General features: G+C 72.8%; 25 protein-coding genes. 13 read left to right on the top strand and 12 right to left on the bottom strand.

The genetic code is table 11. From position 1 onward, the window contains the following. Window position 1: 1 nt before the first annotated feature. The 3 genes from OG799_RS04850 to OG799_RS04840 all read right to left on the bottom strand — a co-directional run bounded on the left by OG799_RS04850 (window position 2) and on the right by OG799_RS04840 (window position 3,201). Window positions 2-502: a metallophosphoesterase family protein gene (locus OG799_RS04850; protein ID WP_406043482.1), complete on the bottom strand. Its 501-nt coding sequence runs from the start codon at window positions 500-502 to the stop codon at window positions 2-4. 75 nt (window positions 503-577) lie between these two features. Further along, a complete protein-coding gene (locus OG799_RS04845; RefSeq protein WP_406043480.1) occupies window positions 578-1,357 on the bottom strand; it encodes an SDR family oxidoreductase in 780 nt (259 codons plus the stop codon). A gap of 11 nt (window positions 1,358-1,368) precedes the next feature. Then, window positions 1,369-3,201, bottom strand: a complete 1,833-nt coding sequence (locus tag OG799_RS04840) for a glycoside hydrolase family 15 protein (protein ID WP_406043478.1) — start codon at window positions 3,199-3,201, stop codon at window positions 1,369-1,371. A gap of 166 nt (window positions 3,202-3,367) precedes the next feature. On the opposite strand from OG799_RS04840, the gene OG799_RS04835 reads away from it, so the two are divergent. Continuing rightward, window positions 3,368-3,955 (top strand): general stress protein, encoded by a 588-nt coding sequence (locus tag OG799_RS04835; protein WP_406043476.1) that lies wholly within the window; start codon window positions 3,368-3,370, stop codon window positions 3,953-3,955. A gap of 44 nt (window positions 3,956-3,999) precedes the next feature. Here the strand turns inward: OG799_RS04835 and OG799_RS04830 are convergent, their stop codons facing one another. Beyond that, window positions 4,000-4,587, bottom strand: a complete 588-nt coding sequence (locus tag OG799_RS04830; protein WP_406043474.1) for a DUF1684 domain-containing protein — start codon at window positions 4,585-4,587, stop codon at window positions 4,000-4,002. Window positions 4,588-4,613: 26 nt separating this feature from the next. Then, the gene (locus tag OG799_RS04825) at window positions 4,614-5,144 is read right to left on the bottom strand and encodes a GNAT family N-acetyltransferase (protein WP_406043472.1); all 531 of its coding nucleotides are present in this window, start codon (window positions 5,142-5,144) and stop codon (window positions 4,614-4,616) included. Window positions 5,145-5,303: 159 nt separating this feature from the next. Here OG799_RS04825 and OG799_RS04820 point away from each other — a divergent pair, with 159 nt between their 5' ends. Together OG799_RS04820 and OG799_RS04815 are read left to right on the top strand one after the other, a co-directional pair. Beyond that, complete coding sequence (locus OG799_RS04820) at window positions 5,304-5,783, top strand: MarR family winged helix-turn-helix transcriptional regulator (protein ID WP_406043470.1); 480 nt, start codon at window positions 5,304-5,306, stop codon at window positions 5,781-5,783. 10 nt (window positions 5,784-5,793) lie between these two features. After that, on the top strand, window positions 5,794-6,780 hold the full coding sequence (locus OG799_RS04815; protein ID WP_406043468.1) for a pirin family protein: 987 nt from the start codon (window positions 5,794-5,796) through the stop codon (window positions 6,778-6,780). A gap of 53 nt (window positions 6,781-6,833) precedes the next feature. Here the strand turns inward: OG799_RS04815 and OG799_RS04810 are convergent, their stop codons facing one another. Continuing rightward, complete coding sequence (locus OG799_RS04810) at window positions 6,834-6,962, bottom strand: hypothetical protein (protein WP_406043466.1); 129 nt, start codon at window positions 6,960-6,962, stop codon at window positions 6,834-6,836. A gap of 131 nt (window positions 6,963-7,093) precedes the next feature. Between OG799_RS04810 and OG799_RS04805 the strand changes: the two genes are divergently transcribed. Continuing rightward, the gene (locus tag OG799_RS04805) at window positions 7,094-8,683 is read left to right on the top strand and encodes a phospholipase D family protein (protein WP_406046205.1); all 1,590 of its coding nucleotides are present in this window, start codon (window positions 7,094-7,096) and stop codon (window positions 8,681-8,683) included. Here OG799_RS04805 and OG799_RS04800 read toward each other — a convergent pair. Further along, window positions 8,632-9,375, bottom strand: a complete 744-nt coding sequence (locus tag OG799_RS04800) for a hypothetical protein (RefSeq protein ID WP_406043464.1) — start codon at window positions 9,373-9,375, stop codon at window positions 8,632-8,634. The two genes, OG799_RS04805 and OG799_RS04800, sit on opposite strands and share 52 nt — an antisense overlap. A 375-nt stretch (window positions 9,376-9,750) precedes the next feature. On the opposite strand from OG799_RS04800, the gene OG799_RS04795 reads away from it, so the two are divergent. After that, complete coding sequence (locus OG799_RS04795) at window positions 9,751-10,575, top strand: SigB/SigF/SigG family RNA polymerase sigma factor (RefSeq protein WP_406043462.1); 825 nt, start codon at window positions 9,751-9,753, stop codon at window positions 10,573-10,575. Between the two features lie 92 nt (window positions 10,576-10,667). On the opposite strand, the gene OG799_RS04790 is transcribed toward OG799_RS04795, so the two are convergent. Beyond that, window positions 10,668-10,835 (bottom strand): hypothetical protein, encoded by a 168-nt coding sequence (locus OG799_RS04790; RefSeq protein WP_406043460.1) that lies wholly within the window; start codon window positions 10,833-10,835, stop codon window positions 10,668-10,670. Between OG799_RS04790 and hrpB the strand changes: the two genes are divergently transcribed. Further along, the gene (gene hrpB / locus OG799_RS04785; protein WP_406043458.1) at window positions 10,828-13,341 is read left to right on the top strand and encodes an ATP-dependent helicase HrpB; all 2,514 of its coding nucleotides are present in this window, start codon (window positions 10,828-10,830) and stop codon (window positions 13,339-13,341) included. The two genes, OG799_RS04790 and hrpB, sit on opposite strands and share 8 nt — an antisense overlap. A 36-nt stretch (window positions 13,342-13,377) precedes the next feature. Here hrpB and OG799_RS04780 read toward each other — a convergent pair whose 3' ends face one another. The 3 genes from OG799_RS04780 to OG799_RS04770 all read right to left on the bottom strand — a co-directional run bounded on the left by OG799_RS04780 (window position 13,378) and on the right by OG799_RS04770 (window position 15,222). Further along, window positions 13,378-14,103 (bottom strand): PP2C family protein-serine/threonine phosphatase, encoded by a 726-nt coding sequence (locus OG799_RS04780; RefSeq protein ID WP_406043456.1) that lies wholly within the window; start codon window positions 14,101-14,103, stop codon window positions 13,378-13,380. A 527-nt stretch (window positions 14,104-14,630) separates the two neighbouring features. Beyond that, on the bottom strand, window positions 14,631-14,897 hold the full coding sequence (locus OG799_RS04775) for a hypothetical protein (RefSeq protein WP_406043454.1): 267 nt from the start codon (window positions 14,895-14,897) through the stop codon (window positions 14,631-14,633). Next, window positions 14,866-15,222 carry a hypothetical protein gene (locus OG799_RS04770; RefSeq protein WP_406043452.1) on the bottom strand — a complete coding sequence of 119 codons (357 nt, stop codon included), beginning with the start codon at window positions 15,220-15,222 and terminating at the stop codon, window positions 14,866-14,868. The genes OG799_RS04775 and OG799_RS04770 overlap by 32 nt, the downstream gene beginning before the upstream one ends. Before the next feature lie 225 nt (window positions 15,223-15,447). Between OG799_RS04770 and OG799_RS04765 the strand changes: the two genes are divergently transcribed. Then, complete coding sequence (locus tag OG799_RS04765) at window positions 15,448-16,104, top strand: DUF5753 domain-containing protein (RefSeq protein ID WP_406043450.1); 657 nt, start codon at window positions 15,448-15,450, stop codon at window positions 16,102-16,104. After that, window positions 16,092-16,289 carry a DUF397 domain-containing protein gene (locus tag OG799_RS04760; RefSeq protein ID WP_406043448.1) on the top strand — a complete coding sequence of 66 codons (198 nt, stop codon included), beginning with the start codon at window positions 16,092-16,094 and terminating at the stop codon, window positions 16,287-16,289. Before OG799_RS04765 ends, OG799_RS04760 begins: the two co-directional genes overlap by 13 nt. Here OG799_RS04760 and OG799_RS04755 read toward each other — a convergent pair. Then, on the bottom strand, window positions 16,286-16,810 hold the full coding sequence (locus tag OG799_RS04755) for a GNAT family N-acetyltransferase (protein WP_406043446.1): 525 nt from the start codon (window positions 16,808-16,810) through the stop codon (window positions 16,286-16,288). The two genes, OG799_RS04760 and OG799_RS04755, sit on opposite strands and share 4 nt — an antisense overlap. A gap of 184 nt (window positions 16,811-16,994) precedes the next feature. On the opposite strand from OG799_RS04755, the gene OG799_RS04750 reads away from it, so the two are divergent. The 5 genes from OG799_RS04750 (at window position 16,995) to OG799_RS04730 (ending at window position 21,730) form a co-directional block, all read left to right on the top strand. Next, window positions 16,995-18,431 (top strand): NF041680 family putative transposase, encoded by a 1,437-nt coding sequence (locus OG799_RS04750; RefSeq protein WP_406043444.1) that lies wholly within the window; start codon window positions 16,995-16,997, stop codon window positions 18,429-18,431. 472 nt (window positions 18,432-18,903) lie between these two features. Next, on the top strand, window positions 18,904-19,401 hold the full coding sequence (locus OG799_RS04745) for a SigE family RNA polymerase sigma factor (RefSeq protein WP_406043442.1): 498 nt from the start codon (window positions 18,904-18,906) through the stop codon (window positions 19,399-19,401). Continuing rightward, window positions 19,398-19,922 carry a PASTA domain-containing protein gene (locus OG799_RS04740; protein WP_406043440.1) on the top strand — a complete coding sequence of 175 codons (525 nt, stop codon included), beginning with the start codon at window positions 19,398-19,400 and terminating at the stop codon, window positions 19,920-19,922. The genes OG799_RS04745 and OG799_RS04740 overlap by 4 nt, the downstream gene beginning before the upstream one ends. A gap of 103 nt (window positions 19,923-20,025) precedes the next feature. Then, entirely contained in the window at window positions 20,026-20,214 is a 189-nt protein-coding gene (locus tag OG799_RS04735; protein WP_406043438.1) for a hypothetical protein, read from the top strand. A gap of 295 nt (window positions 20,215-20,509) precedes the next feature. Then, complete coding sequence (locus OG799_RS04730) at window positions 20,510-21,730, top strand: Ig-like domain-containing protein (RefSeq protein ID WP_406043436.1); 1,221 nt, start codon at window positions 20,510-20,512, stop codon at window positions 21,728-21,730.

The following is a 21,730-nucleotide window of genomic DNA, read 5'->3' as shown; positions in this document are numbered from 1 at the left end:
GTCAGCGCGGGGGCAGGCGGTGCAGCTCGACCTGGTCGAGCCGTCCCGCCGCCACCCGCGCGGTCAGCCAGGTGGCGTGCGGCTGGGCCCGCCGGTCCGTGGGCGAGCCCGGGTTGAGCAGCCGCAACCCGCCCGGGGCGACGCTGTCCCACGGGATGTGGGAGTGCCCGAAGACCAGCAGGTCACAGTCGGGGAAGCGGGCCGTGCAGCGTTCCTCCCGCCGGGTCTTCGGCCCGGTCTCGTGTACCACCGCCACCCGCAGCCCGTCGAGCTCCGCCCGGCCCACCTCGGGCAGCCGGGCCCGCAACTCCGGGCCGTCGTTGTTGCCGTACACGCCGACCAGCCGGCGGGCCCGCGCCTCCAGCGCGTCCAGCAGCGACACGTCCACCCAGTCCCCCGCGTGCAGCACCACGTCGGCGGCGTCGATCGCGGCCCAGAGCCGCGCCGGCAGGTCCCGCGCCCGCTTCGGTACGTGGGTGTCGGCGGTGATCACGAGCTGCATCCCCCGATCCTCCCCGCCCCCGCCCGACCTGTCGCCGGGTCACCGACGGCGACCCGACGGCCGGGCAGCGCGGGCTCAGGCGCCCTGGCCCTGGTTCTGCATCAGGCCGCCGTCCATGAAGTACGTCGAGCCGGTCACATACTCGGCGTCGTCGCTGGCCAGGAAGACGGCCAGCTTGGCGATCTCCTGCGGCTGCGCGGCCCGCTTCCACGGGATGCTCTGCACCTGCTCCTCCAGGTACTGCGGGTCGTCGATGGCCCGCTGGTTGAACGGGGTGAGCACCATGCCGGGACCGATGTTGTTGACGTTCATGTGCATCGGCGCCACCTCCAGGGCCAGGCTCTTCGCCAGTTCCAGCATGCCGCCCTTGCTGGAGTCGTAGTCGGCGCCGCCGGCCCGGGCCACCTCCTGGTGGATGGAGGTGATGTTGATGATCTTCCCCTGGCCGCCCTGGTCGCGGCGGTGCTGGACGAACCGGCGGCAGCAGAAGAACATCCCGTAGAGGTTGGTGCGGATGCACCGGTCCCACGTCTCGGTGTCCAGGTCCGCCACCGGAATGCCGGAGGCGTCGACACCCGCGTCGTTCATCAGCACGTCCAGGGTGTCGAACTCGGCGAGCGCCTCGTCGAACATAGCCTCGACCTGGTGCTCCACGCTGATGTCGCCCTGCACCACCACGGCCCGGCGGCCGGCCTTCTCGATCTCGGCCTTGGTGTGGTTCGCGCCGGCGTGGTCGTGCAGGTAGTGCACCACGACGTCGGCGCCCTCGCGGCCGAACTCGATGGCGGTGGCCTGCCCGATCCCCGAGTCCGAGCCGGTGATCAGGGCGGTCTTCCCGGCGAGTCGTCCGGTCATCTGCGTGCTCCCTACGTGATCGTCGTACCGGTCGGCACGGCCTCTCGCTCGGCAAAGCCGCCGAGCCGCTTGGCGGCCGCGGTGATGAAACCCGCGGCGTGGATCAGGCCGATGTGCGAGAAGGCCTGTGGAAAGTTGCCCAGCTGCTCGCCGGTGGCCTGGTCGATCTGCTCGGCGTAGAGCCCCAGGTCGTTGACCCGGGCGGCGAGCTGCTCGAAGAGCCGCCGCGCCCGGTCCAGCTCGCCGGCCGCGGCGAGGCAGCTGACCAGCCAGAACGAGCAGATCACGAAGCCCGCGGGGTCGTCGTCCCAGCGCCGCAGCAGGCCGTCCCGGCAGAGCCGGCGCTCGACCACGTCCATCGTGGACCGCATCCGGGGGTCGTCGGCCGGCAGGAAGCCGACCAGCGGCATGATCAGCACCGAGGCGTCGAGGTCGTCCGAGCCGAAGGCCCCGGTGTACGCGCCGAGTCGCTCGTTCCAGCCGCGGGTCAGCACCGTCTCCCGGATCTCGTCCCGGGCCGCCGCCCAGCGGGCAACGTCGGCTGGCTCGCCGAGCCGGGTTCCGAAGCGCACCGCCCGGTCCAGCGCGGTCCAGCACCCCACCTTGGACGACACGTAGTGCCGCTCGGCGTCACGCGCCTCCCACATCCCGGCGTCCGGCCGGCGCCAGTCGACCACCGCCCGGTCGGCCATCGCATGCAGGAACTGGCGTACGTCGGGCGACATGGGGTCCAGGTAGTGCCGCATCAGCCAGCCGGCGTCGAGGATCTCGCCGAGCACGTCGGTCTGCCGCTGCCGCCACGCGTCGTTGCCGATGAAGACCGGTCGACTGTCGGCGTACCCGGACAGGTGGTCCAACCGGTGTTCGGTGAGGTCCCGCTCCCCGTGCACGCCGTACATGATCGGCACCGGCTCGTCGCCGATCCGGCCCATGGCCCGGGACACCCAGGCGAACTGCCGGTTCGCCTCGTCCGGGCAGGCGGCCAGCCAGAGCGCCTGGAGGGTGAGGCTGAAGTCGCGTACCCAGACGAAGCGGTAGTCGTAGTTGCGGTCGCCGCCCAACTCCTCCGGGAGCGAGGTGGTGGCCGCCGCGACCACGGCGCCGCTGGGCCGGTAGGTCATGCCCTGCACCACGATCGCGCTGCGCCACACCTGGTCCCGGTACTCGCCCCGGTACTGGTCACGATGCAGGTCGGCCCAGGACCGCCACCCGGCGACCGCGTCGGCCACCACCCGGTCGGCATCCGGCACGGCTGGCGGACGCCCCCCGTAGGTGTCGGCGTGGCCGAGAGTGAAGTGGTGGCGGGTGCCGGCGCGGGCGGTGAACCGCCCGGTGGCCTCGCCGTCGCCGAGGTCCAGCGGAACGTTGGCGCGCAGGCTCAACCGGCAGGTGCCGGCGGTGGCGTCGATCTGCCCGTCGGATTCGGTGAGGTACGCGGAGACCCGCCCGTACTCGAAGCGGGGCTGGTACTGCACCCGCATCGGGACCTCGCCGGTCAGTCCCTCGACCAGGCGGGCGAGAACGCGGGGTGAGCGCAGGCCGATCTCGTGGCCGCGCGCGCCGGACTCCAGCGCCAAGGCGTCGGTCACCGCTACCGAACCGGTCCGGGTGGTGAAGACGGTACGCAGCACCAGCGTGTCGTCCAGATAGGACCGTTCGCTGGTGAAGTCCTCCTCCGGGCGGATCGTCCAGTGCCCCGCCCGGTCGTCGAGCAGCCGGCCGAATACGGAGGGCCCGTCGAAGCGCGGCGGGCACCACCAGTTCACCGAACCGGCCAGGTCGACCAGCGCCGCACTGCACCCGTCCGCCAGGAAGCCGTGCTCACCTATCCGCCCGCTGTCCACGCCGGTGTCTACCCGGGTGCACCCGCGGCATGCCGGACGTTCGGCATCCGCCCTGCGCGCAGCGCGTGTCCCGCCGGCCGGCACCCTCCGACGGGCATCCGACGCCGGCCGGGCGTTACCGCCCGACGGCGGTGGGAACCCGGGCGGTTGACGAAGGAGGATGCTCATGACCAGACCCTCGAATCCGACCGCGGCCTGGCAACCCGGCATGCCGGGCGGTGACAACCTCCCGTCCGGCCCGGCCGGCCGGCCGGCGCCGCCCAGCGGGGACGGACACGGTCCGCAGCCGGGTCCGCCGACCGTGACGATCGGCTCGTACCCGGACTATCCGTCCGCGCAGCGGGTGGTGGACTACCTGGCCGACAACCGGTTCCCGGTGGAACGCACCGCGATCGTCGGCACCAACCTCACCCTGGTGGAGACGGTGATGGGACGGATGACCACCGGCCGGTCCGCCCTGGTGGGCGCCGGCACCGGTGCCTGGTTCGGGCTCTTCATCGGGTTGCTCTTCGGCATCTTCACCGCCGGCAACTGGGTGGCGGTGATCCTGGTCGGGCTGGTGATCGGCGCGATCTGGGGCGCCGTCTTCGGCGCGGTCGCGCACGCCATGACCGGGGGGCAGCGCGACTTCACCTCGGCCAGTTCACTGCGGGCCGGCCAGTACGCGGTGACCGTGGACGCCGACGTGGCCGATCAGGCCCGGCAGCTGCTCGGCCGGATGCACCTGACCCCGACGGGCGCGACCGCCCGTTGACCGCACCGACTCCACGCCCCGGCGCCCGGGCCCGCGCCGGGGCGTCAGTCGTGGTACGCCAGCTCCCCGGCCCGGATCGGAACGTCCACCCGGTTCTCGGGCGGGGCGAGCGGGCAGGCCCACCGGTCGTCGTACGCGCAGCTGGGGTTGTAGAGGTAATTGGCGTCGAGCCGGACCCGTCCGCCCGGCAGCACGGTCAGCCCCCGGCCGAAGGTGCCCTTGACGGTGTCGGTCAGGTACCGGCCGCCGCCGTACGCCTCGGTGCCGCAGGTCCCGTCGCGCAGCGGCACGAACAGCCCACCGCCGTACGCCTCGATCCACCACAGGGTCAGCGGACCCCACGGGGTCTCGGCGACGGCGACCCGCCGGTAGTGCACCACCCCGTCCGGCCCGCCGGTGTCGATGCTCTCGAAGCCCGAGGCGGGGCGCAGCGGCGCCTCCACCACCGCGTCCGGGTTCGCCGGGTGGTAGCGCAGCCCGGTGAAGCCGGCCCGGTCCTCGGCCGGCAGCGGGCTCTGCGGGTGTCGACGGAACAGCTCGTCCCGTTCCGCCCGGAACCCGGTCAGGTCAAGGTCGGAGAGGTACAGCCGGGCGATCCGCTCCCGCCAGTCGAGCAGTTCGAGGTCATCCACGCCTCCGACCCTAGCCGGGGCGGCGGTCAGCCGTCGGTGACCAGCCGGGCATGCAGGTGCTCGTCGTACCGCCGGCCGTCGCCGTAGCGGTAGGACTCCCGGAGGGTGCCCTCGGCCGGGTAGCCGGCGCGGGCGGCGACCCGGCAGGAGGCCGGGTTGGCCACTGCGTGGCACAGCTCGATCCGGTGCAGGCGAAGCTGGGCGAACGCCCAGGTGGTGAGGGTGGTGACGGCCGCGGAGGCGACGCCCCGGCCGCGGGCCTCGGCGACGGTCCAGTACCCGATCGAGGCGTCGCCGGCGTGGACCCGGTGCAGCGACACCGACCCGAGCAGCGCCCCGCCGTCCGGCCCGGTCACCGCCAGGGAGACGTGGTCGCCGGCGGACCAGTCGGCGCGTCGGCGGACCCACTCGCGCGCCCCGGGCAGGTCGGTGCCGCCGGGCGACGGGTTCCACTGGGCGATGGCCGGCTCGCGCAGCGCGGCGAGGACGGCCGGAGCGTCCCGCTCCCGCCAGGGTCGCAGCAGCAGGCCGGGCGCGGTGAGCTCGACATCGTCCACGGCGGGGAGTCTCGCACGGGCCGGCGGCGGTCGGCCTGCCGTTATCCCCGGGAATATCTTTCCAATTTGTAGGGTTCCCCGGTACATGATCACCAGGAGGCCCGGGTCCAGCATCAGAAGGTACTTGTTTAAATTTGAAAGAGTGCTACTCTGGTACCCGTGACCGAGAGCCTGGACCCCGTGCGGATGGCCTGCTGGCGCGCGTACATCGAGGCGAGCCAGCGGTTGTTCACCCAGATCGAGGAGGACCTGCGCGCGGACGAGCTGAGCTTCGCCGACTACCACGTGCTGGTCCTGCTCTCCGAGGCGCCGGGGCAACGGCTGCGGATGGGTGAGCTGGCCGGCCGACTGGTCTTCTCGCCCAGCCGGCTGACGTACCAGATCACCTCGATGCAGAAGCGCGGTCTGGTCGCCAAGGAGTCCTGCCCCGGGGACCGCCGGGGCAGCGAGGCGGTGCTCACCGCCGCCGGCCTGCTCACCCTGCGCGACGCCGCGCCGCACCACCTGGCGTCGGTGCGCGCCCACCTGATGGACGACCTCGACGACGCCGAGGTCGCCTGCCTCACCCGGGTCTTCGAGCGGCTCGGTCGGCGCCTGCGCGCCGCCCGCGACGCGTCGTCCACCCCGGCCGACAACTAAGGAGCCCGAGATGCCCGCCATCACCGTCGACGACGTCCTCGTCCTGCCCCGCCTGCCCCGGCTCGACGAGTCCACCACCTTCCGGCCGGTCCGCCGGCTGACCACCGCGCCGAGCGGCTTCGAGGGCGAGGGCTTCCCCGTCCGCCGGGCCTTCGCCGGGGTGCCGCTGACCGAGCTGGACCCGTTCATCCACCTCGACCAGATGGGCGAGGTGGACTACGCGCCGGGCGAGCCGAAGGGCACCCCGTGGCACCCGCACCGCGGCTTCGAGACGGTGACCTACATGATCGACGGGATCATGGACCACCAGGACTCGCTCGGCGGCGGCGGCACCATCACCGACGGCGACACCCAGTGGATGACGGCCGGCAGCGGCCTGCTGCACATCGAGGCGCCGCCGGAGCACCTGGTGACCAGCGGCGGCCTCTTCCACGGCCTCCAGCTCTGGGTGAACCTGCCCCGGGTCGCCAAGATGAACCCGCCGCGCTACCAGGACATCCGCGGCAAGGAGTCGGCGCTGCTCACCACCCCGGACGGCGGCGCGCTGATCCGGGTGATCGCCGGCGAGGTCGCCGGGCACCGCGGGCCGGGCTCCACCCACACCCCGATCACCATCACCCACGTGACGGTGCAGCCGGGGGCGGAGCTGAGCCTGCCCTGGCGGCCCGACTTCAACGCGCTGGTCTACGTGCTGGCCGGCCGCGGCAGCGTCGGCACCGACCGGCGGCCGATCCACACCGGGCAGCTCGCGGTGCACGGCGCGGGCGACGCGCTGCGGGTGACCGCGGACGCGCAGCAGGACGCCAACGCCCCGGCCCTGGAGCTCTACATCATGGGCGGCCAGCCCATCCGGGAGCCGGTGGCGCACTACGGCCCGTTCGTGATGAACACCCGCGAGGAGCTGATGAAGGCGTTCGAGGACTTCCAGGCCGGCAAGCTCGGCGTGGTCCCCGCGAAGCATCTGCCGCACACCGGCGGCCAGGGCCCGCGTCCCTGATCGACCCGTACGAGGTGGGCGTCCCGGTTCGTCCCGGGGCGCCCGCCCGGCGGTCAGGACACGGCGAAGATGCCGGCCACGCCGAGGATCACCATCAGCAAGACCGCCACCACCGCGCCCCGCTCGCTCTCGACCGCCGGCTCGCGGTACTCGGTCACGGCGTTCGTCATCTCGGCGGGCATGCTGTGGCCTCCTGGGTTGTCGCGTCTAGGGGTGCGGTGGCCACCACGAGGGGCTGCGACCTGCGGTCGCCGTGCGTACCCGCCGTGGGGGTCCTACCGTGAGGACGGTGTCGACCTCGGGAGGCTGGAACGTGGCGCTGCAGGACTGGTTCCTCACCGCGCAGGAACGTGCCAACCCGGTGTCTGAGTTACCCGTCTGGGCGACGGGTAACCTCGCCGAGCCGTTGATTCACGGCGCGGCGTACTTCGACCGGCTGGTCAGCGAGGTGTCGGCGCTGAAGGCCGGCGACCATCTGTTCTTCACCGACTGGCGGGGCGACCCGGACCAGCGGATGCGCCCCGACGGCCCGACCGTGGTGCAGCTCTTCGCGCAGGCCGCCCAGCGCGGCGTGGTGGTCAAGGGTCTGATCTGGCGGTCCCACCTCGACGCGCTCTCCTACAGCGAGGCGGAGAACCGCAACCTCAGCGAGGCGGTCTGCGCGGCCGGCGGCGAGGTGCTGCTGGACCAGCGGGTCCGGCGCGGCGGCTCGCACCACCAGAAGCTCGTGGTGCTGCGCCACCCGGACGACCCGGAGCGCGACGTCGCCTTCGCCGGCGGGATCGACCTCTGCCACAGCCGGCGGGACGACGCCCGGCACCTGGGTGACCCGCAGCCCGTCGGGATGTCCCCGAAGTACGGCGACCGTCCGCCCTGGCACGACGTCCAGCTGGCGGTCCGCGGCCCGGTGGTCGGCGCGCTGGACACCACGTTCCGCGAGCGGTGGACCGATCCGATGCCGCTGGACTCGGAAAACCCCCTGGCCTACCTGCGGGACCGGCTGCGCGGCTCCGACCTGAGCCCCGACCCGCTGCCCGAGCAGCCGGCCGATCCCCCGCCGTGCGGCCCGCACCAGATTCAGGTGCTGCGCACCTACCCCGCGGTACGACCCCGGTACTCGTTCGCCCCGGACGGCGAGCGGACGGTGGCCCGCGGCTACACCAAGGCGGTACGCCGGGCCCGGCGGTTGATCTACCTGGAGGACCAGTACCTCTGGTCGAGCGAGGTGGCGGAGCTCTTCGCGGCGGCGCTGCGGCAGCAGCCCGACCTGCACCTGGTCGCCGTCGTGCCGCGCCACCCGGACGTGGACGGCCGGCTCGCGCTGCCGCCGAACATGGTGGGCCGGGAGCAGGCGCTCTCGCTCTGCCAGCGGGCGGCCCCGGACCGGGTGCACGTCTTCGACGTGGAGAACCATGAGGGCACCCCGGTCTACGTGCACGCCAAGGTCTGCGTGGTCGACGACGTCTGGGCCAGCGTCGGCAGCGACAACTTCAACCGCCGCTCCTGGACGCACGACAGCGAGCTGTCCTGCGCGGTGCTGGACGACACCCGCGACGAGCGGGCGCCCGGCGACCCGGGCGGCCTCGGCGACGGCGCCCGGGTCTTCGCCCGCGGGCTGCGGCTGCGGCTGTGGCGGGAGCACCTGGACCGGGACCCGGACGGCGGCGAGGACCACGACCTGCTCGACCCGGCCGACGCGGTGCGGGCGATCACCGATGCGGCGGACGCGCTGCAACGCTGGCACGACGGCGGTCGGGTCGGCCCCCGCCCGCCGGGCCGGCTGCGCCCGCACCGGCCGGAGCGGCTGCGCTGGCACACCCGGGTCTGGGCGCTGCCCGCGTACCGGCTGGTCTACGACCCGGACGGCAGGCCGCTGCGAGCCCGGCGGGCCGGCACCTGGTGAGCCGGCACGGCGGTCGGCGGCCGGTCGAACGCGTGCGGCCCGGCGGGGTACGCGAACGACACCCGTGGGGAGTAGAAGCCCCAGCCGATGGTGAGCGGGTTCGCCGGGCGTAGCGGGTAGACCGGGTGGTCGGGCGCGAGGAACTCCACCGACTCGATCTCGAACGGCGTCACCGGCTCGGCCACGTACGGATAGTCGGCGCTGGTCAGCTCCCCGTCCCGGCCGGTCAGGTACCGGTGGTGTCCGCTGCGCACGAGGTGGCCGGTGTGGCCGACCAGGGCCACGGTTCGGATGATCGGCCGCCCGTCGGCGCGGGTCTCCGCGGTGAGCTGCTCGCCCCGCACGTCGACGGTGGTCTGTCCGGCCCCCGCCGGGACGCCGCGGGCGGCGGCGTACTCCCGGACCCGAGGGCTGGAGGCGAAATAGTGGCTCCACCAGCCGCCGGGGGTGTCGCCGTCCGGCGGATCCGCGCCGACCAGCGAGATCCCCAGGTAGGTGAGCGAGTAGGCGCCGAAGCCGGAGGTCTGGCTCTCGTCGTCGACCACGTACTGGCAGAGGAAGACCTGCCGGTCCTCGCGGGGCCGCAGCCCGGTCGGCAGGAACGCCGCGACCGCGTCGGGGTCCGCCGGCAGCCAGCTGAACTGCAGCACCCGGGCGTTGACGACGAGTTGCGGAGCGGCGGGATCCAGCACGGTGCCTCCGTAGACGTGTACACAGGGGACGCTACGGGCGGTCCCGCAGACGGGGCAACGACGAATGGCCGACAATGTGAACCGTTTGTCGGTTTCTTAGTTGACCGGTCGGTGCGGGGGGTGGACCGAGCGGTCAGCGCCCCGGGGGCGTCCGGTCACGGCGGGTCGGGCAGGCGGACCGGTAACCGTGATCACAAGACCCTGGAGTTTTGTCCGATATCAGGCTTTCATGACGCAAAATTACTTAAGTACATCGTACTTTCGGCTAGATTTGGTCGAGCCGATCAGGTTAAGGTGAGTCCCGAACGGACCACTTGAAGCTAAACCAAAGCGTCACGTCTTTTGTCCGCGGACGAGGTGCAGGGAGGACCACCCATGACCGCGCCAACGATCAGCGAGCAGGCGGCCACAACGCCGTCCACCACCGAGAAGCTCGACCCGCGCGCCCTCACCGACAGCGCCGCGGATCTGCTCAACGCGATGGCCGCGCTGCCCGCCACCCACCCGTCGCGCGCCGCGCTGCGGGACAAGGCGATCGAGGCCTGGCTGCCGCTCGCCAACCACCTCGCCCACCGTTACAGCGGTCGCGGCGAGCCCACCGACGACCTAGCGCAGACCGCCGCCGTCGGCCTCATCAAGGCGATCGACAAGTTCGACCCCTCCCGAGGCGTCGACTTCGCCGGTTACGCCATCCCGACCATCATCGGCGAGCTCAAGCGGCACTTCCGCGACCGCACGTGGGACATCCGGGTGCCGCGTCGCCTCCAGGAACTGCGGCTGGCCATCTCCGACGCCAACAGCACGCTGCTGCAGACCCTCGGCCGCTCGCCGACGGTCGCCGACATCGCCGCCCACCTCAAGCTGACCGAGGAAGAGGTCCTGGAGGGTCTGGAGGGCGCCCGCGCCTACAACGCGGTGTCGCTGTCCACCCCGACCGGCGACGGCGACCGGGCGACCGAGCTGGGCGACATGCTCGGCGGCGAGGACGGCGAGTTCGAGCTGGCCGAGCTGCGGGTCGCCCTGGGCCCGGCGCTCGCCACCCTCGACGAGCGCGAGCAGAAGATCCTCACGCTGCGCTTCTACGGCAACCTGACCCAGTCGCAGATCGCCGAGCAGATCGGTGTCTCGCAGATGCACGTGTCCCGGCTGTTGGCCCGGGCGCTGACGAAGCTGCGCGGGCAGCTCGACGGAACGTACTAGGGGGTGGGAGACGTTGGCCGGGTCGGCGAGCCCGGCCAGCGTTGCGTCCATGGGCCCGGTCGGCGGTTCGCCGGCCGGGCCCTTCCGTTCGCTCAGCGCAGCACCAGCAGGTCCATCGTGTCGACCACCCGCGCGGTCGGCGTCCGGTCAGCTGCCGCGCGCACGCGCCGCAGTCCCCGCGCGTAGTCGGCGTCGTCGCGCTCGACCTGTCCCGGGGCGCCCGCGCTGACCAGCGGGTGCGACAGTGGGACCGTGCTCACCGACGTACCCCTCGACCTGCCGGTCCGGCCGGTGCTCCCGGCGCTGGTCGCGGCACTGGCGTCGGCGGGCGACGCGGTGCTCGTGGCGCCGCCCGGCACCGGCAAGACCACCCTCGCCCCGCTCGCGGTGGCCGACGAGGTCGCCGGCCGGGTGCTGATCGCGCAGCCCCGCCGGGTCGCCGCCCGGGCCGCCGCCCGCCGGATGGCCGGCCTGCTCGGCGAGCGGGTGGGCGAGCGGATCGGGTACGCGGTCCGCGGCGAGCGCCGGGTCGGCCCGGCGACCCGGGTCGAGGTGGTCACCACCGGGCTGCTGCTGCGCCGGCTGCACCGCGACCCGGAGCTGCCCGGGGTGGGCGCGGTGCTGCTGGACGAGTGCCACGAGCGGCAGCTCGACGCGGACCTGGCGCTGGCCTTCGCGGTGGAGGCCCGCGCCACGCTCCGCCCCGACCTGTGGCTGCTGGCGATGTCGGCCACCCCGCAGGCGGACCGGTTCGCCGCGCTGCTCGGCGGCGCCGGGCGGCCCGCGCCGGTCGTCCGCGCGGAGGCCGCGCTGTACCCGGTCACCCGGATCTGGGCGCCACCGCCCCGGCCGGTGGCCGCGCCCGGCGCGGGCCGGGTCGACCCGGCGCTGCTCGACCATGTGGCGGCGACCGTCCGGCGGGCCCTGCGTGAGCGGGACGGCGACGTGCTGGTGTTCCTGCCCGGCGCCGGGGAGATCGCCGCGGTCGCGGGCCGGCTGGCCGACCTGCGGGAGTCGATCGCGCTGCTGCCGCTGCACGGCCGGTTACCCGGGGCGGCGCAGGACGCGGCGCTGCGGCCACAGGACCGGCGGCGGGTGGTGCTGGCCACCGCGGTGGCGGAGAGCAGCCTGACCGTGCCCGGGGTCCGCGTGGTGGTGGACGCCGGACTGAGCCGGGTGGCGCGCACCGACCTGGCCCGGGGGCTGGGCGCGCTGGTGACCGTCCCGGTGTCCCGGGCGGCGGCCACCCAGCGGGCCGGCCGGGCCGGCCGGGAGGCTCCAGGTGCGGTCTACCGGTGCTGGTCGGAGGCCACCCACGCCCGGCTGGCCGCGCAGCCGGAGCCGGAGATCGCCACCGCCGACCTGACCGGCTTCGCGCTGGAGCTGGCCGCCTGGGGCGACCCGGACGGCGCCGGGTTGGCCCTGCCCGATCCCCCACCGTCGGCCGCGATGACGGTCGCCCGGGAGACCCTCACCGCCCTCGGCGCGGTCGACGCGGACGGCCGGATCACCGCCCGGGGCCGGGTCATCGCCTCGGTCGGGGCGCATCCCCGGCTGGCCCGGGCGCTGCTGGACGGGGCGGACCGGGTAGGGCCGGACCGGGCCGCCGAGGTGGTCGCGCTGCTCGCCGAGGAGACCGTCTCGGGACCCGGCGACGACCTGACCGCCGCCTGGCGCCGGCTGCGCACTAACGCCGACCCGGCGGCCACCGCCCGCTGGCGCGCCGAGGTACGCCGGCTGCGGGCCGCCCTCCCCGCCGGGACGCCCGCCGGCCGCCCCGGCCTCCCCGACGACCTGGCCGCCGGGCTGGTGGTGGGTCTGGCGTATCCGGAACGGCTGGCCCGGGCGCGGCGGGCCGGCGGTTCGGCGTACCTGATGGCGGGTGGCACCGCCGCGGAGCTGGCGCCCGGGTCGGGCCTGGCCGGGTCGGCGTGGCTCGCCGTCGCGGTGGCCGACCGCTCCCCCGGCGCGCCGTCGGCCCGGGTGCGGCTCGCCGCGCCGGTGGACGAGGCGACCGCCCGGGAGGCGGGCGGGTCGCTGCTGCGCACGGAGCGGGAGGTGGGCTGGTCCGGCGGGGACGTGGTGGCCCGGGAGGTGGTCCGGTTGGGCGCGGTCGAGCTGGTCGACCGGCCCCTCGCGGCGCCGGGGTCGGAGCTGGTCGCCGAGGCGGTGCTGGCCGGGCTGCGCCAGGGCGGGCTGGGGCTGCTGACCTGGACCCCGGCGGCGACCGCGCTGCGGGCGCGGCTGGCCTTCTGCCGGCAGGCGCTCGGCGACGGGTGGCCGGACGTGAGCGACGCGGCGCTGCTGGCCGACGCGCCGCGCTGGCTGGGCCCGGAGCTGGCCCGGGCACGCCGCCGGGCCGACCTGGCCCGGGTCGACGTCGCGGCGGCGCTGCGCCGGCTGCTGGACTGGCGGCAGGCGGCCCGGCTGGACGAGCTGGCCCCGGAGCGGCTGGCGGTGCCGAGCGGCTCCCGGGTCCGGGTGGACTACGCCGACCCGGCGGCACCGGTGCTCGCGGTGAAGCTCCAGGAGACCTTCGGCTGGCGGGAGGCCCCCCGGATCGCCGACGGCCGGGTGCCGGTGCTGCTGCACCTGCTCTCCCCCGCCGGCCGGCCGGTCGCGGTCACCGTCGACCTGCCGTCCTTCTGGCGGTCCGGCTATCCGCAGGTCCGGGCGGAGTTGCGGGGGCGCTACCCGCGGCACCCGTGGCCGGAGGACCCGACCACCGCCGAGCCGACCCGGCGCGCCGCCCCCCGGCGGCGCTGAGCGGCCACTCGTCGGTGACGTCCGGCGCTGAGCCGGCTACTCGTCGACGATGTCGGCGATGACCACGGTGACGTTGTCCGGGCCGCCGGCCCGCAGGGCCAGGTCGATCAGCTGGCGGGCGCACGCCTCCCGGTCCGGCTGGCCGGCCAGCACCTCGGCGAGGGTGTCCGGGCGGACCACGTTGGAGAGGCCGTCGCTGCACAGCAGCCAGCGGTCGCCGGCCCAGGGCACCATCGTCGCGTACGCCGGGGAGACCTCGTCGCCCTGCAACGCCTGGGTGACCACCGCCCGGCGCGGGTGGCTGCCGGCCTGCTCGGCGGTGATCACGCCCTGGTCGACGAGCATCTGCACGAAGGTGTCGTCGCGGGTGACCTGCTTGAGCACCCCTTCGCGGAACAGGTAGGCCCGGGAGTCGCCGACGTGGGCCAGGGCCAGGCAGCTGCCGGTCCGGGCGAAGAGCAGGGCGGTCAGGGTGGTGCCCATGCCCTGGCGTTCCGGATCCTCCTCCACCGCCTGGCGGATCCGCGCGGTGGCCAGCTCGATCCCGCTCTGCAGGGCGGCGACCAGTGCGTCCTCGGGGGTCTCCAGGTCCAGCGGCCCGAACGCGTCGATGGCGATCCGGCTGGCCAGGTCACCGGCCGCCATGCCTCCCATGCCGTCGGCGACGGCGACGAGCCAGCTGCCGGCGTGGAGCGCGTCCTGGTTCCCGCTGCGGATCAGCCCACGGTCGCTCGCCCCCACGGAACGAAGCTTCAGGGTCATGGGAGGCAGCCTGCCAGGCGAGGGGCGCAGTTGTCTCTAGGAGATCAGGACGATGCTGCGTGGCGCGGCCAATCTCACTGTCCGTCGCGCCACGGGCCCGTCGATGAGATTCATCGGGTCGGATCGATTGACAGCGGCGCGAACCCGCCGGCCGGCGGCAGCGTCACCTTCGGCCTGATCGGATCCACGGCCGGCGGCGCCAACCCCGCCCCCGGCCTGGTGGCCCTGAACGGCACCGCCTGCACCGTCTCCTGACCCGACGCGGCGCCGAGCGAGGACCTTCTGGCCAGACGCTATGAAGCTGATGACGTGAACGATTCAGCGGCGCGGGAGCGGCCGGCCGACGGTGGCTGGGGGCCCGCCCCCCTGATTCACCCACGACATCAGCTCCACAGCGCACCGGCCGTCATGTCGGTGCCGCACGATCCGGCGGGGGAGGCCGTCCCGGGCGGGGACGGCCTCCCCCCGATCGTCAGCCGGGGGCCGACGACTGGCCTTCCAGCTCCGGAGGACACTCGTCCGGACCGTCAGCGGCACCACGCGAACAGCTCCGGGTTGGTGTGGTGCACCTTCACGACCTGCCCGAGGGAGAGGTACCAGCCGGCGGGCAGATCGGCGAAGATCGGGCTGTCGACCGGGTCGGCCAGGGTCGGGTAGTCGATCTTCTGCTGCGCCGCGTCCCGGAGCAGGCCGAGGCCGGCGCGGCGACGGCGAGGCTGGCGACGAACGCGGCGGCGACGCCACCGGCGTACATCATCTTCTTCATGGTGTTTCCTCTTCTCTGTCGGCGACACGGGGTGTGCCGTCAGGGACTTCGTCGTCGCCACCCGGCCTGGATGCACCTGGCGGTGACATTCCGGCCGGGTCCCGGCCCCGCGCCCGGGCCCAGCCGAGGAACCGGTCCGCCAGGTCGGCCGGCCGGGCATGCCCGTTGAGCTGGGCGAGCTGCTCCCCCGCCTCGTGCATCACCGTGCCGAGGTAGACCAGCAGGGCGGTGCGGTCGTCGCGGTACTCGACCAGCAGCGCGAGCCGCGCGGGTGGGCACGGCCACTCCGCGCCGCACGCCCGGCACCGCCACAGCGGCCGCATCGGTACGTGCGGTCGCGCCGACCGGCTCACCCGGGCGTCCCGGCGCGGCACAGGTGGGTACGCACGGCTGGGGCCTCCTTCGGGGTCGATGGGCGGGCCGCCCCGACGCCGTTGGCGGGGCGGCCCACGGTCCCGCCGACGGTTCGGGCCACGGCGGCGGTTCCGCTCGTCGAAGCGTGCCGCGCGTTGCGGGACGAGCACACCGCGTAGCGGTAAGGTCGGCGGACGTTCGGGACGTCCCCTGTGGAGGCGGAAGTGAACGACGCGTTGCGGGTCGCCATGGCCGAGCTCGGCGAGACGGCGGTGTCCCGGGCGCTCGGCCGGGAGGTCGGCGAGCTGTGGCCGGAGGTGGTCCGCCGCCGCGAGCCGGCCTGGTTCCGCCCCTGGGCCGAGGTGGAACGCGAAGCCGCCTCGTTGCGGTCCTTCCAGCCGTCAGTGCTGCCTGGCCTGCTCCAGACCGAGGCTTACGCGCACGCGGTGTTGACCAGTGGCCCGTTGGCCGACGACGAGGTGGAGGGCTACGTGGCCGCCCGGGTCGCCCGGCAGGCGGCGGTCTTCGACCGGCCCCGCCCACCGCTGACCGTCTTCGTGGTCGACGAGGCCGCCCTGCGCCGGGGCGAGCCGGAGATCATGCACCCACAGCTCGACCATCTCGTCGCCATGGCGCAACGGCCGCGCGTCTTGCTGCACGTGCTGCCGCTGCGCGCCGGCTTCCACCCCGGGCAGGCCGGGCCCTTCGTGATCGCCAGCATCGACGACGGCGACGACGTGGCCTACCTGGACGACCAGGCCGCCGGCCGGACGACGAAGGACGTTGCCGCCCTCTGGCAGGTCTGGGACACTCTCAGGTCGGTGGCGCTCCCGCGCGACCAGTCGATCCAGCTCCTGAAGGCGCGACCATGGCTGACCTGACCGGCGCCCGTTGGCGCACCAGCACCCGCAGCAGCTCCAACGGCGGCGACTGCGTCGAGGTCGCCGACAACCTCCCCGACGTCGTCCTGGTCCGCGACTCCAAGGACCGCACCGGCGGCACGCTGAGCTTCGCGCCCGCGGCCTGGCGGGCGTTCGTCAGCGGACTCCCGGCTTCCCGCCGCTAATACAGACCCTCACCGGCCGCCGGGCGTCGCAGCTCGAACTGCAGGCTCGGTAGCCCCGCAGCGTCTGGCCGGGAGCCGGCCCGTACGGCCCCGATCTTCTCAAGCGCGCGTTGCGAGCGACGGTTGTCGGGGCCGACAAGGAACACGACTCGCTCGACGAAGCGGAACGCGTGGCTGACCATCAGCCTCTTGAGTTCCGCGTTGGCCGGGCCACCCCAGTACGACCGGTCGAGGAAGGTCCAGCCGATCTCGACCTCGCCACGGTCGGCATCGAAGCCGTGGAACCGGGACGATCCAATGATCTCCCCCTCGGTGGACGTGACCGCGAGTGCCCCACCGGACGCAAGGGACTCGGCAAAGAAGCGGGTGAAGACGTCACGGCGGTGGCGGTCTGGGACGGGGTGGTGCGCCCAGATCAGCGGATCCCGCGCCACCTGGAAGAGGTCCTCGAAGTCCATCGAGTGGAGGGGCCGGACACAGAGAAGCTGCCCCCGGAGGGTGGGCTGCGCGTCGAACGGCATGGCGAAGTGTATGGCCCGTCTCCCTGGGGATTTCCGGCACACTCTGAGCTTGGCGTTTAACCTGCCGGCCCGATTAGCTGCGGGTTTGACTCGGGATCGATCTGTGCACTGTGGACAGCGGGCGGCCTTGGCGTGATCATGGATGTTGCTGAAGACATCAATGATCGACACCAAGGCCGTGAGGATGAGTGTGCTGGATGACGCTGCCCGCGTCGAGGCTTTAGCGGTGCTGTCCACGTTCCGGACCGAGTTCTACCGCTGTCTGACCGCCCGCGCTGACGTCCTGTTCGAGGTGACTGACGCGCTGCTGTGCACGGACGGGCCGGTCAGGTCGCTGGTTGATCTGGTGCTGGCGCCCGAGCACCGCCGCGGTCACGGCGGCATGTACGACGGGTTGAACTGCGGACGCGTCGACGTGGCGCGGCTGCGCCGCGCCGTGGCGGGCCTGCCGGTGCCGCGGGCCGCCGACGGGCGGATCGTTCTCGCTGTCGACGTCAGTCCGTGGCTGCGCTCCGACGCCCAGACCAGCCCGGACCGGCTGTTCTGCCACGTCTACGGCCGCGGCAAGGGCCAGTCGCAGCTGATCCCGGGCTGGCCGTACTCATTCGTCGCGGCCCTCGAAGCCGGCCGGACCTCGTGGACGGCGATCCTCGACGCCGTCCGGCTCGGACCGGCCGACGACGCGGCCGCCGTCACCGCCGGGCAGCTACGCGCCGTCGTGCAACGCCTCATCGCGGCCGGCCACCACACGCCGGGCGATCGGCGGATCCTGATCGTGTGCGACGCCGGCTACGACGTCCCCCGCCTGGCGTTCCTCCTCGCCGACCTGCCCGTGGACCTGCTCGGGCGGCTGCGCTCGGACCGGGTGATGGCACTGCCACCGCCCCCACGGCTACCCGGGACGACCGGCCGGCCACCCAAACACGGCCCCGAACTGGCCCTCGCCGACCCTGACACCTGGCCGGCGCCGCAGACCGTCACCACCACGCAGACCGCCCGCTACGGCACCGCCACCGCGACCGCCTGGGACCGGGTCCACCCACGGCTGACCCGCCGCACCTGCTGGCTCGACCACCAGGGCGACCTACCGATCATCGAAGGCACCCTGATCCGGCTGCAGGTCGACCACCTGCCAGGCGATCGCCACCCGAAACCGGTCTGGCTGTGGACCTCCATCACCGCGGCCACCGCCGCGGACGTGGACCGCAGTTGGCAGTCCTACCTGCGCAGATTCGACCTCGAACACACCTTCCGGCTGCTCAAACAGACGCTGGGCTGGACCCGGCCCAAGATCCGCACACCCGAGACGGCTGACCGGTGGACCTGGCTGGTCATCGCCTGCCACACCCAGCTACGCCTCGCCCGCGGTCTCGCCGAAGATCTCCGCCGGCCCTGGGAGCGACCCGCCGACCCGGACCGGCTCACCCCAGCCCGGGTCCGCCGCGGGTTTCGCCACATCCACCCGAAGACCACCCACCCCGCCAGCGCGCCGAAACCCGGCAAGGCCGGACCCGGACGCCCCCGAGGATCGAAGAACCGGCAACCCGCGCCCAGCTACGACGTCGGGAAGACCGTGAAACGCGCCCTGTCCATCACCGAACGACGAAAGCAGACGGGTTAAACGCCAAGCTCAGCCGCGTGCCCGATCCGTGCCCGGCGCAGGGGTCAACACCAGTCAACGCTCGCCCTGCACCAAGTCACGTTCTCCTGCGTGCCGAGCCTGGTCGGTCTTGGCGTCGCGGGCAGCAGCCGAATCCTCCGGCGAAGAGTGCCGGTTCCGGTCTCGCCAGCCCAGGAAGCCAACACCGCGACGAGCAACACGCCGAACGCTGTGAGAGACACCAGCACTGCCTCATGCCATCGACGCTAGGGCATGGGCACCACGTGCCCGAACAAGCGGTCGACACCGGCCAGCAGCGTGTCGTTCCCGCTTGTCGACCTACCGGCTCCTACTTCTCAACGTCTGACTCCTCCTAGCCGATGCCTCGGTCTGGCTGACCCAGCCCCGCCGAGTCGAGTGGCCGTTGGTCATGCAACCTTTTCCGTTCCCAGCCGGTCCTACATGGTGACCGACTGGGCAGAAGGGCGGGCACGTGATCACACCGGAGGGCTTCGACGACTTTGTCGTGACCCGGTCACCGCGGCTGTTGCGCACCGCGTTCCTGCTCACCCGCGATTGGGCGTTGGCCGAGGACCTGCTGCAGACCGCGCTGGCGCGGGCGTGGGAGGCGTGGCGGCGCATTGACGGTGACCCGGAGCCGTACGTGCGTCGGATCATCGTCAACGCGTACGCCTCGTCGTGGCGGCGCAGGTCGCGGGGCGAGTACCCCACGGCTGACCTTCCCGAGGTGGCTGCCGAGGCTGACCCCCATGCAGGTCTCGACGACCGGGACCGCCTCTGGCGGGCATTGGGCCGGCTGCCCCGCTGGCAGCGCGCCGTGCTCGTGCTGCGCTACTTCGAGGACCTCTCGGAGGTCGAGATCGCGGATGTTCTCGGCTGCTCGGTCGGCACGGTCAAGAGCCACGCCAGCCGGGCGGTGGCAAAGCTCCGCCTCGATGAGACGCTGGCGCCGGAAGGGATGCTGGGATGAATCTGACCGATCTCAAGCAGGTGCTCGACGACCGTTCCGGCGACCCGGCGGAGCACGTCACGCACCACCTGCGGCTGCACGGCGTACGGGCAAAGGTGGTCGCGCGGCGGCGCCGCCGTATCGCGACCTGGACGACCTGCGCGGTGGTGGCCCTGGCCGGTCTCGCCGCGGCCGCCGTCGTGCCCGGGCTCCGCACGGACGTCACGCCCACCCCGGCGGACAGCCCGACTCCGTCGCTCGCCCCGTCATCGGCTCCAGCATCGTCGGCTCCAGCATCGCGGGGCAACCTCAGCCAGGTGCCGGACGTGCGGGGCCTGACCAAGGACCAGGCCAGCAGGATCCTGGAGGACGCCGGTTACAAGGTGCGGGCCCGGGACGGCGTCGAGGTGCCGCGGGACCAGGCCGGCAAGGTGAGCGCACAGAGCCCGAACCCGGGAATGAAGCTGGCCAAGGGTGAGCGCGTCACCATCGAGGTGGACATCCCGGCGCCCGAGGTGACCGAGAGCCCACCCCGACCGTGACCTGGAAGACCATCGAAACCATCCAAATGGTCTCCCAGACGCCCGGGCTCCTCCACCTCCGCGTCAACGGCATAGAGATCACGACCGGTGGTCGAACTACTCGATGAGCCCCGGACACGTCCCGGGAGGCAGCGAGCTGGAGGCCGTCCAGCGACACGACGGCATTTCCGGCGACAAGGACGGCACCTGGAAGCGCGAGTTCGGCCTCAACCTGCACCCCGGCGACCCGGTGACCATCGAGATCGTGCCCGAGCACATCACCGAAGCCTGGCAGGTCATCTTCGCACCCTGAAACCGAGGCTGTCGCGATAACGGGGGAGCACGAAGTGATTGACCTAGACCAATCCAACGACGAGACAGGCGACCGGGCCGTTCATGTCTCCTACTAGCCGGCCATCGTCGGCTGCCAGCATCGCCCGTCGACAAGTATTGGTGTGAGACCACAACCTGGAGGATCGATGCCCGACGCCCCGAGAACAGCTTTGGACCGTCAGCGCCTTACCGACTTGTTCCGTCGGCATGGCGACGCCGTCTTCGCCTACGCCAGCGATCGACTGGGCGGAGAGGATGCTCAGGATCTGGACGCCATGATCAGTCGTCGAAAGTTGATCGCCACCGGTCTGGGTGTCACCGCCGGCCTGGTGACGGCAGGTTGCAGCCCGAAGACCTCGTCCAACGCGTCGTGGTCGCAGCCCGGTCTGGCAGCGGAGGATCCGCCTGTGGCCGAGGTCCGGGTGACCGTCACGCCGGGCGCCGACGCCACGAAGGTCTCGCCCACCGAGCCGGTCGTGGTGGCGGTGGAGGGTGGCACGCTCAAGGACGTCTCGGTGTCCGCGGGGGGCAAGACCGTCGCCGGCAAGCCGGGTGACGACGCTCGGACGTGGCGTTCGACCGGCAAGCTGGCCTACGGCAAGACCTACACGGTCACCGTGTCGGTTGCCGACTCCACCGGCGCGCTGACGGAGCACAAGAGCAGCTTCAGCACTGTCAAGCCGTCCGGGGTCGCCTCCGTTGCGTTCCAGGCCAACGCGCTGACCGCCCTGCAGACCGGCGGCACGTACGGGGTCGGCCAGCCGGTCATGGTGCACTTCAGCAGGCCCGTCAAGAACCGCGCCGAGGCGGAGAAGGCGATGCTGGTGGAGACCAGCCCGGCGGTCGAGGGGCGGTGGCGCTGGATCGACGGTCAGAACGCGCACTGGCGGCCGGCGAGGTACTGGACCTCGGGCACGAAGATCTCGGTGAAGGTCAACCTCTTCGGTCAGGATCTCGGCAAGGGTGTCTACGGCGGCGCCAACGCGAGCACGAACTTCACCATCGGCCCGTCCCGCATCGCCATCGCCGACGCCAGCACCCACCGGATGAAGGTCTACCTCGACGGCAAGGTGGTGCGGGACATCCCGATCAGCATGGGCAAGGGCGGCACCACCAAGGGCGCGAACGGAGAGGTCATCAGCTACTGGACGCGCTCCGGCCCGCACGTGGTGATGACCCGGGAGCCCTCGCACCGGATGACCTCAGCGAGCTACGGGCTCGTCGACCCCAAGGACCCCAACTACTACGACGAGGTCATCACGCTCTGCCTGCGGATCTCGTACTCGGGCGAGTTCGTCCACATGGCTGACTGGAACATCGATGCGCAGGGCGACCGGAACACCTCGCACGGCTGCATCAACGTCGGGCCGGACAATGCCCGATGGTTCTACGACACGTTCCGGCTCGGCGACGTGGTCGACGTACGCAACACCCCTCGCGCGATGACGGTCACCGACGGGGTGGGCGACTGGACCATCCCGTGGGACAAGTGGTGA

Origin of the sequence: Micromonospora sp. NBC_00898 (genome assembly GCF_045207895.1) — a bacterium.
Classification (GTDB): Bacteria; Actinomycetota; Actinomycetes; order Mycobacteriales; family Micromonosporaceae; genus Micromonospora.
Note: the sequence above shows the minus strand (reverse complement) of the source record. Positions and strands in the feature narration are given on the sequence as shown.